Consider the following 10,467-nt stretch of genomic DNA (forward strand, 5'->3'; position numbering starts at 1 on the left):
TTGTATCATATTTTGTTTCGCAGGAAGTCTATTATTTTCTATTAGAGAAAAATAAGATTGACTTTAAACTATTAAAACAATGAAAACTATATGAAAAACATTTAGTTTTTTCATTATTTTTCTTAAGGCACCTTAATTATAAAAAATATGATAAAAACTTAAGAAAATTCAACAAAATTTTAGGGAAAGTCAGAATAAGTCTACTCATTAACGATAATGATAAATCTATTGATAAACTTTGACATTTAATAGTGAACTGTAACTATTATTTCTAACTCGATTTCTCTATAAAAGAGGAAAAACCAGCGTCTTTTGACGCTGGATAAAAGCTACTTAGATCATTTAACAAGAAACTAAATTGCTTCTGTAACGAAGCTACGGCTTTCAAGTACCTTAAGCATAGCATCCGCTGTATCTAGGGCTGTAAAGAGTGGTACACCATGTTCGATAGCTGAACGGCGGATTTGTTCACCATCTTCATCAGCAGTTCGCTTGGTACCAACTGTGTTGATGATAGCTTGGATTTTCCCTTTACGAACATAGCTTGGGATATCGTGTTCATCATCACCGATCTTACCAACGAGTTGAGCCTTCAAGCCATGATTTGCAAAGAAAGCTACTGTTCCCTGAGTTGCAAGGATTCCGTAGCCAATATTTTGGAAACGACGAGCCAAATCCAAAGCTTCTTCCTTGGCATCGTCAGCGATAGTAAAGACAACATTCCCAAAGGTTGGCAAGTGAAGGTATGAAGCTTCAAAAGCCTTGTAGAGCGCTTTTTCTAGAGTCGTATCAGAACCCATAACTTCCCCTGTTGACTTCATTTCAGGACCGAGCAAGCTGTCTACTTTCGCGAGCTTAGTGAAGGAGAAGACAGGCGCCTTGATATGAACACGACTGCTTTCTGGGTAAAGTCCATCTTGGTAACCAAGTTCTTCAAGACTTTGACCAAGAATCAACTTAGTTGCAACCTGAGCCATCGGGATATTGGTTACTTTTGATAGGAATGGAACTGTACGGCTGGCACGTGGATTGACTTCAATAACGTAGACTTTTTCATCTTTGATGACAAACTGAATGTTCATCATACCAAGACAGTTAAGGCCGATTGCAAGACGTTTAGTGTAATCTGCGATCGTTTCTTGAACCTTTTGAGACAAGGTTTGTGGAGGATAAACAGCCATGGAGTCACCTGAGTGGACACCAGCACGTTCGATATGTTCCATAATACCTGGGATGAGGACATTTCGTCCGTCTGAGATGGCATCAACTTCACATTCTTGTCCAACGATATAAGAGTCGACAAGAACTGGATGGTCTGGACTTGCTTTAACGGCTGTACGCATGTAAGAACGAAGGTCTTCTTCGTTTTCTACAATTTCCATGGCACGTCCACCCAAGACATAAGAAGGACGAACGAGGACTGGGAAACCAATCTTACGAGCTGCAAGCACTGCTTCTTCTTCGTTTGTTGCAGTCTGTCCAGGAGGTTGTGGAATATCCAAGTCTTTGAGGGCTTGCTCAAAGAGGTCACGGTCTTCGGCACGGTCTAGGTCAGCAACCTGCGTACCAAGGATAGTTACACCAGCTTTTGCCAATGGTTCAGCAAGGTTGATAGCTGTTTGTCCACCAAATTGAACGATAACACCTTTTGGTTGCTCTAAGTCGATAACATTCATGACATCTTCAAATGTCAATGGCTCAAAGTAAAGTTTATCCGATACAGAGAAGTCGGTTGAAACGGTCTCTGGGTTTGAGTTCATGATGATGGCTTCGTAGCCAGCAGCTTGAATCGCCTTAACTGAGTGAACAGTCGCATAGTCAAACTCAACCCCTTGACCGATACGGATTGGACCTGAACCTAGGACCAGTACAGATTCCTTTTCAGACTTGATAGATTCATTTTCCCAACCATAGGTTGAATAGAAGTAAGGAGTTTCTGATTCAAATTCTGCCGCACAAGTATCAACCATCTTGTAAACTGGGACAATCTTGTTTTCCAAACGTAGTTGGCGAACTTGGTCAGCTGTAGTATTCCAGAGTTCAGCGATTTTACGATCTGAGAAACCATTGAGTTTTGCTGTTTTTAGGACTGCTAGATCTTGTGGATGTGAACCCAATTCTTGCTCAATTTCAAAGATATGCAATAGTTTATCCAGATAAAAGATATCGATTTTTGTCAGCTCAGCAATTTCTTCTGGTGTGTAACCACGGCGAATGGCCTCTGATACGTAGAATAGACGGTCATCTTGAGCTTTGACAACTTTTTCAATCAAGGCATCATCTGAAACATCTGCAAGTTCAGGCATTTCATTGTGGTGGACACCAATTTCAAGTGAACGACAAGCTTTAAGAAGTGACTCTTCGATGTTACGACCGATGGCCATAACTTCTCCAGTCGCCTTCATCTGAGTACCAAGACGGCGCTCACCCTTTTCAAACTTATCAAATGGAAAACGTGGAATCTTGGCAACAACGTAGTCAAGGGCTGGTTCAAACATGGCATAAGTTGAACCTGTAACAGGGTTAATAACCTCATCCAAGGTCAATCCTACGGCAATCTTAGCAGCCAATTTAGCGATTGGATAACCTGTCGCCTTAGAAGCCAGAGCTGATGAACGAGATACACGAGGGTTTACTTCGATGACATAATATTTAAAGCTATGTGGATCGAGAGCCAACTGAACGTTACACCCACCTTCAATCTTGAGAGCGCGGATAATGCTCAAACTTGCATCACGAAGCATTTGGTTTTCATAATCTGACATAGTTTGCGCTGGGGCAAATACAATGGAATCCCCTGTATGAATCCCAACGGGGTCAAAGTTTTCCATGTTACAAACAACGAGGGCATTGTCAGCTGAATCGCGCATGACTTCGTACTCGATTTCCTTGAAACCTGCAATAGAACGTTCAATCAAACACTGGGTTACAGGTGACAACTTCAAACCATTTTCAGCAATTTCACGCAATTCTTCCTCGTTGGCACACATACCACCACCTGTACCACCAAGTGTGAAGGCTGGACGGACGATCACTGGGTAACCAATTGTTGCTGCGAAGGCTACGGCTTCTTCCACTGTGTTAACAATTTCTGATTCAGGAATTGGTTGGTTCAGCTCTTCCATCAATTGTTTAAAAAGATCGCGGTCCTCAGCTTGGTCGATGGCAGACAATTTAGTCCCGAGAAGTTCAACTCCCAATTCATCAAGAATACCATTTTTAGACAATTCCATGGCCATGTTAAGCCCTGTTTGCCCACCAAGTGTTGGAAGCAAGGCATCTGGACGTTCCTTACGGAGAATACGAGTTACAAACTCAAGTGTGATTGGCTCAATGTAAACCTTGTCTGCAATTTCCTTATCAGTCATGATAGTTGCAGGGTTTGAGTTCACCAAGACAACCTCATAACCTTCCTCTTTCAAAGACAAGCAAGCCTGAGTCCCAGCATAGTCAAACTCAGCAGCCTGACCAATAATAATCGGACCAGAACCAATCACCATAATTTTTTGAATATCAGTACGTTTAGGCATTTATAAGATATTAAGGGCGTCAAGCGGACAAAGCTAAAATAGGAGTTATGACGAAGAACTGTCAGTTCTAGGAATAACTATCTTTTTAGCAACGTCCGTAGCCCGTATTCAGTTCAGCAAATACGGCTCACCCTTCTCCTTTCTATTCGGCAACTCTCAGGTTGCCATTAAATAAATTCTCCGACGATTTTTTAGCGAAACGATTTTTTTCGGTAAAAAATCTAGTGCAGGGAGTTTTTAGTTCGCCTGATAGCGACTAAAAGAAACGACCTGCCTTTCTATTCGGCAACTCTCAGGTTGCCATTAAATAAGGTACAAAGGACGAATAGAAAGCGATGGAATGTTAAGAAACCAAGGAAGGATTGACAATCCGAGTTGGGTTCTCTAAATTCCGAGCTTTCCGTCCGTGTTCAGTTACATAAATTCTCCGACGATTTCACACTCGTTTTTAGTTTGCTTGTTTAAAAGCTTCCATCATCTCGATGAACTCGTCAAATAGATAACTTGCATCGTGCGGACCTGGTGCAGCATCTGGGTGGAATTGCACAGAGAAACCTGGTTGGTATCTGTGACGTACACCTTCAACTGACTTGTCATTGATTTCTTCATGAGTAATCATCAAATGCTCTGGAAAATCTTCACGACTCACTGCATATCCATGGTTTTGACTAGTAAAGTCCACGCGCCCTGTTGCAATTTCGCGTACAGCGTGGTTAAATCCACGGTGACCAAATTTCATCTTATAGGTTTTGGCACCATTTGCCATCGCAAAGAGCTGGTGCCCCATACAAATACCAAAGATTGGAATTTTCCCGAGAATACCACGAATCATATCGAGTGCTTCTGGTACATCTGCTGGATTTCCCGGTCCATTTGACAACATAACTCCGTCTGGATTTAAGTGAAGGATTTCCTCTGCTGTTGTAGTATAAGGAACGACCGTTACATTACAATCTCTCTTAGACAACTCTCTTAAGATTGAATGCTTGAGACCAAAGTCTACAAGTACCACACTTAAACCTACTCCTGGAGCTGGGTAAGCAGTTTTTGTAGAAACCTGTTTGATATTATCAATTGGTAGAACAGTTGCTTGAAGCTGATCTGTGATGTGATCGATACTATCTCCAACATGTGTCAGAGTCGCTCTCATAGTTCCATGTTTGCGAATGATTTTTGTCAAAGCACGTGTATCAATACCTGAAATACCAGGGATTTTCTTAGACTTCAAAAATTCATCCAGTGTCATCTGGTTTCGCCAGTTGCTGGCTCTACGAGCTTCTTCAAATACTACTACACCTTTACAGGTTGGACTGATAGACTCGTAGTCATCACGGTTAATCCCATAATTTCCAACCAAGGGATAAGTAAAGGTTAGAATTTGCCCATTATAAGACTGATCCGTAATGGATTCTTGATAACCGGTCATCCCGGTATTAAAGACAATTTCACCAGTTACATCGATGTCAGCCCCAAAGGCTTTTCCTTCAAAAATTGTTCCATCTTCTAAAACTAGAAGTCGTTTAGTCATAAATTCACCTCTCGTGGATGCTCTCAGGCATCTTTTAACGTTTTGTGTCTTATTTTGCGTTTCTGTAAGTCAATACAGATTCTAAAATTGCCATTCTGACAAAGACACCATTGGTCATTTGTTGAACAATACGTGATTTTGGTGCTTCGACCAAGTGATCAGCAATTTCAACATCGCGATTTACAGGAGCAGGATGCATCAGAATAGCTTTATCTTTCAAGCGATCGTAACGTTCCTGAGTCAAACCATGCTGGGCATGATAGCCCTCTTTTGAAAAGACTGTTCCACTTTCATGACGCTCATGTTGAACACGGAGAAACATCATCACATCAACTTGGTCAATGATTTCATCAATGCTTACAAACTGTCCATAGTCTGCAAACTCTTGACTTCTCCATTCCTCAGGTCCAGCAAAGTAGAGTTCTGCTCCTAAGCGTTTTAAGATTTGCATATTGGATTTAGCCACACGCGAATGGTCAAGGTCACCAGCAATGGCTACCTTGAGTCCTTCGAAGTGTCCAAATTCTTCATAAATCGTCATTAAATCAAGCAAGCTCTGGCTAGGATGTTGCCCAGAACCGTCGCCACCATTGATAATCGAAGTCGTAATCGTCGGACTATCGATCAACTCTCTGTAGTAATCTACCTCTGGGTGTCGGATGACACAGGCATCTACTCCCAAGGCTGACAAGGTCAAAATTGTATCGTAGAGTGTTTCACCCTTGTTGACTGAACTTGTTTTTACATCGAAGTCCAGTAGGTGAAGGCCCAGTTTAATCTCTGCTACTTCAAAAGATTTGTGGGTACGAGTCGAACTCTCAAAGAAGAGATTAGAGACGATGTGTTGGTCTTCATAAGAAGCCTTTGCTCCATTTTTAAATTCGATCCCTCGTTTAATCAATTTCATGACTTGTTCTACAGTAAGGTCTTCCATTGAGACTACATGTTGAATGGCTTGTTGATTTTCTGACATGGCTAACTCCTTTGGCTATCTAAGCTTCTTCGGTAATAAGAACACGATCTTGTCCATCTAGTTCAGTCATCTCTACGATGATTTCTTCTGAACGACTGGTTGGGATATTTTTCCCTACATAGTCTGGACGAATCGGTAATTCTCTATGCCCGCGGTCAACTAGAACAGCTAAACTCACACGAGAAGGACGACCATGGCTTACGATGTTATCAATAGCTGCTCGGATGGTCCGACCTGTGTAAAGCACATCGTCCACCAAGATGACCTCACGTTCTGTCACATCAACAGAGATTATAGAAGTATCTTCACCGCTTTTGACATCGTCACGGAATGGTTTGGTATCTAACTCAACGACTGGCACTGAGATAGATTCCAACTGTTCCAATCGCTCTTGGATACGGTGGGCAATGAAGACACCGCGTGTTTTTATCCCAGCCAGTACAATCTTGTTCAAATCTTTATTTCGCTCGATAATCTCATAGGTAATTCGAGTAATCGCTCGCTTGACGGTCAATTCGTCTACAACTTCTTTTGTCTTCATGACAAACCTCCAAAAAGAAAAGTCTCCTTAAACAAGGAGACTTCAGAATATATAGTTAAGCCAGCCCTACCAAAACAGCAGAGACTCCACCCTTCTACTTGATTCAGCTCCTTGCCTGCCTCACGGGACAGGATTAAAGGAATATTTGATTGGTACTACTATAACACAAACCAGGAATCGATGCAAGAAAAAACACAAGAAATCAATTTTATAACGAACTAAAATCGTACAACTGTGGATAGTGATCGCATTCTGGATTTTTCGGATGACAGATAGCACGACCAAAGTAAATCATAGCCTGATGGGCTGCAAGCCATTCTTCTGGTGGCAAAACATCCATGACACGTTTTTCGACCTCAAGGGGTGTAGCTGATTTTTTAACAATATCGTGGTGTTTACAGATTCGCTCTACGTGAGTATCTACTGCAAAAGCTGGAATACCGAATCCCACGCTCAAAACTACGTTGGCTGTTTTACGACCAACTCCTGCTAAACTCTCTAATTCTTCTCTAGTCTGAGGGACTTGACCGTCAAAATCATCCAGGAGTTGTTGGGCACATTTTTTGAGGAATTTAGCCTTATTGCGATAAAGGCCTAGGCGAGAAATATACGAGGCAATCTCACTCTCACTGGCTTCTGCCATGGTTTGTGGGGTTGGAAAAGCTGCAAAAAGTCCTGGTGTAGCCTTGTTGACTGCCGCATCTGTCGTCTGAGCTGACAGCATAACAGCAACCAGAAGTTCAAAATGATTACGAAAATCTAGACTTGGTTTTGCATCTGGAAAAAGAGCGATGATTTCCTCAATGACATGACGGGCACGTTTCTTGGATAAAACCATCTATTCGTCTCCGTCAAACAGTCCTTGCAAACCTGCAAAAGGACTATTTTCTTCTTTCTTGACTGCCTGTTGGGCTTGATACTCTTCCTCAGACATGATTTGCCAGTCATTTCCAGAAACAAATCCCTGACCAGCTTCTTCCTCAGCTGTTAGGACTTTGATAGGAATATTGAGCAAGATATTATCTGAGACACTTTCAGCCAGGTCGATTTCCCCATTTTCGATAGGCAAGACCAAGTCATCATCTAGAACTTCTTGGTCCAGTTGATTGGTTGCACCTTCCATAAAGACTTCTGTCACTGGATAAGACTCTTTCAATTCTACCGGCTCCATGCTACGGCTAGAGGCTAAGACGATTGTATATGACAACTGATAATCTAGGAAAAACATAAGGTCTTCGTACTGAACTTTCCCAATAGCGACAATATCTTTTACATCTAAAATTTCTTGATTACGGGCACGCAAGTCAGCTGCTAAGTCTAAAGTCTGCTCAAAGTGCAAACCTTCAGGCTGCTTACGAATTTCTTGAATATTTAATTTCATACTTCCTCCATAAAGATTTACTATCTTGATTATACCATGAAAAAAGTTCAAACAAGGTATCTAAACATTTTAAATATTTTTCACTATTTTTTGATATATTTACTATGACATTTTTTGTTTTTGGTGCTATACTATAGACATCAATACATGAGCAAAGGAGGACGCTCATATGGAAGATAAAGAACTAATCTTAGAAGCTTATCAACTCATTTCCGAGTTAAACAAAGCTTACCAAACTTGCAAACAAGGATTGCCTGATGATATACGCTTGCAGCAAAATATTGACGAGTTACTCAAACAACTTAAAAAGACAGAGAAACTCGATAACTCTATCTTAGTTGATCTGGAGAAATTTTACCAACATACCAGTCTCTTGATTGGACTTGGCACCCTTAAACTGAATGATCAAGCTCGCACAGCTTGGCGAAACTATGACAAATTCCACTACGATCACGTCAAACACGTTTTGACTCTCTATGGACCTGTTTTTGGTTTCTAGAAAGATTTGAATTTCTCATTTCTTTTGACAAAGTGTTCCAAAAGGTATAAAATAAACATAGTAATTTTCGGAGGTAAGGGAGACATGAACAACTAAGTCTATCAAATAAAGAACCTTTATTTAGTAGATCTTGTTTCTGTCTCTTTTTGTGTGCTCTTTTTTCTGCTGCTTTTTCAGCCCTTTTAAAAGAGGATTTTTTGACATAGACGATTGGCTCTACTAGGTAAAGTAGAGCTTTTGTTATGTATTATCCAAATTTAGAAAGGGAAACATGATGATAAAAATCAACCAGCTAACCATCACTCAAAACAAAGATTTACGAGACCTTATTTCCGATTTAAATATTACTATCCAAGACGGAGAAAAGGTCGCTATTATCGGCGAAGAAGGAAATGGAAAATCAACCTTACTTAAAACTTTAATGGGCGAAAGATTAGCTGATTTCTCAATCAGTGGAGAAATCCAGTCTGACCTTCAGTCCTTGGCCTACATTCCCCAACATCTCCCTGAAGAATTGAAGAAAAAATCTCTACAGGACTACTTCTTTTTAGAGTCTGCTGATTTGGACTTCAGCATTCTCTACCGTTTAGCTGAGGAATTGCACTTTGATAGCAGTCGTTTTGCTAGTGACCAAGAGATTGGTAGCCTCTCGGGAGGTGAAGCTTTGAAAATTCAGCTTATCCATGAATTAGCCAAACCCTTTGAGATTCTATTTTTAGATGAACCTTCAAATGACCTGGACATTGAGACAGTTGATTGGCTAAAAAGTAAGATTCAGAAGATGAAACAAACCGTTATTTTCATTTCTCATGATGAAGACTTCCTCTCTCAAACGGCAGACACCATTATCCACTTGCGACTGGTCAAGCATCGAAAGGAGGCTGAAACTCTAGTTGAACATTTAGACTATGATCGCTATAGTGAACAGAGAAAGGCTATTTTTGCCAGACAAAGCCAGCAAGCTGCTAACGACCAGAGGGCCTATAACAAAACAATGGAAAAACACCGCAGAGTCAAGCAAAATGTCGAAACTGCCTTGCGAAATACTAAAAATGATGTTGCTGGGCGCCTATTAGCCAAAAAGATGAAAAATGTTCTTTCTCAAGAAAAACGCTACGAAAAAGCAGCTCAGTCCATGACCCAGAAACCACTTGAAGAAGAAGAAATCCAACTCTTCTTTTCAGATATAGAGCCATTAGCAGCTTCTAAAGTCTTACTTCGACTGGAAAAGGAAAGTTTGTCCATTGGTGAGCGTGTTTTGGCTCAGGAGTTACAACTAACTGTTTGGGGTCAAGATAAAATCGGTATCATCGGACCAAATGGTGTTGGCAAATCGACTCTGTTAGGCAAGTTACATCAACTACTAAGCGCCAAAAGTGAGATTTCACTTGGATTTATGCCACAAAATTACCAAGAAACATTGCAATTGGATCTATCTCCAGTAGAATTTCTCAGCCGAACTGGACACAAAGAGGAAGTACAGAAAATCCAATCCTTCCTAGCCAGTCTCAATTTCAGTTATCCAGAAATGCACCACCAAATCCGCTCCTTATCCGGCGGTCAACAAGGCAAACTCCTTCTTTTGAATTTAGTTCTGCGGAAACCAAACTTTCTCCTTCTGGATGAACCCACACGAAACTTTTCTCCAACTTCTCAACCCGAAATCAGAAAACTCTTTGCCAATTATCCTGGTGGTCTGGTTACTGTTTCACATGATCGACGTTTCTTAAAAGAAGTCTGTAGGAGTATCTACCGTTTGACAGAGAATGGTTTGGAAATAGTTGATTTACAAGATTTATAACTGTAGAAAATAGTAAGAGGCTGGGCAAAAACTAAATTTCAGCAGAAAATCAAGTAAATCTTCCCACAATAAAACGCATAGTATCAAGGTTGTTCAATACCTGATACTGTATTGACCCCAAAAAGTTAGACAATTAATTTATCCAAAGGATTTAGTTCTGTATTGCACAGGACTGAGTCCTTTTCTACCATTTGTCAAGTATATCAAGGTATTT

Annotated in this window: 8 protein-coding genes; 2 read left to right on the plus strand and 6 right to left on the minus strand. The window is 40.8% G+C overall.

Annotated elements, in window-relative coordinates:
* Positions 1-353: 353 nt before the first annotated feature.
* The 6 genes from carB to HMPREF2837_RS00035 form a co-directional block, all read right to left on the minus strand.
* Positions 354-3,530: a carbamoyl-phosphate synthase large subunit gene (carB, locus tag HMPREF2837_RS00010; RefSeq protein WP_049549152.1), complete on the minus strand. Its 3,177-nt coding sequence runs from the start codon at positions 3,528-3,530 to the stop codon at positions 354-356.
* 448 nt (positions 3,531-3,978) lie between these two features.
* Positions 3,979-5,058: a carbamoyl phosphate synthase small subunit gene (locus HMPREF2837_RS00015; RefSeq protein ID WP_049549151.1), complete on the minus strand. Its 1,080-nt coding sequence runs from the start codon at positions 5,056-5,058 to the stop codon at positions 3,979-3,981.
* Between the two features lie 49 nt (positions 5,059-5,107).
* On the minus strand, positions 5,108-6,031 hold the full coding sequence (locus tag HMPREF2837_RS00020; protein WP_045763807.1) for an aspartate carbamoyltransferase catalytic subunit: 924 nt from the start codon (positions 6,029-6,031) through the stop codon (positions 5,108-5,110).
* Positions 6,032-6,050: 19 nt separating this feature from the next.
* Positions 6,051-6,572, minus strand: a complete 522-nt coding sequence (gene pyrR, locus HMPREF2837_RS00025; protein ID WP_049549150.1) for a bifunctional pyr operon transcriptional regulator/uracil phosphoribosyltransferase PyrR — start codon at positions 6,570-6,572, stop codon at positions 6,051-6,053.
* Positions 6,573-6,780: 208 nt separating this feature from the next.
* Positions 6,781-7,410: an endonuclease III gene (gene nth, locus HMPREF2837_RS00030; protein ID WP_049549149.1), complete on the minus strand. Its 630-nt coding sequence runs from the start codon at positions 7,408-7,410 to the stop codon at positions 6,781-6,783.
* Positions 7,411-7,953 carry a YceD family protein gene (locus tag HMPREF2837_RS00035; RefSeq protein WP_049502643.1) on the minus strand — a complete coding sequence of 181 codons (543 nt, stop codon included), beginning with the start codon at positions 7,951-7,953 and terminating at the stop codon, positions 7,411-7,413.
* A 169-nt stretch (positions 7,954-8,122) separates the two neighbouring features.
* Between HMPREF2837_RS00035 and HMPREF2837_RS00040 the strand changes: the two genes are divergently transcribed.
* Entirely contained in the window at positions 8,123-8,452 is a 330-nt protein-coding gene (locus HMPREF2837_RS00040) for a hypothetical protein (protein ID WP_049549148.1), read from the plus strand.
* A 274-nt stretch (positions 8,453-8,726) separates the two neighbouring features.
* Complete coding sequence (locus HMPREF2837_RS00045; RefSeq protein WP_049549147.1) at positions 8,727-10,253, plus strand: ATP-binding cassette domain-containing protein; 1,527 nt, start codon at positions 8,727-8,729, stop codon at positions 10,251-10,253.
* Positions 10,254-10,467: the final 214 nt, after the last annotated feature.

Source organism: Streptococcus sp. HMSC071D03, assembly GCF_001812125.1.
Lineage (GTDB): Bacteria > Bacillota > Bacilli > Lactobacillales > Streptococcaceae > Streptococcus > Streptococcus pseudopneumoniae_N.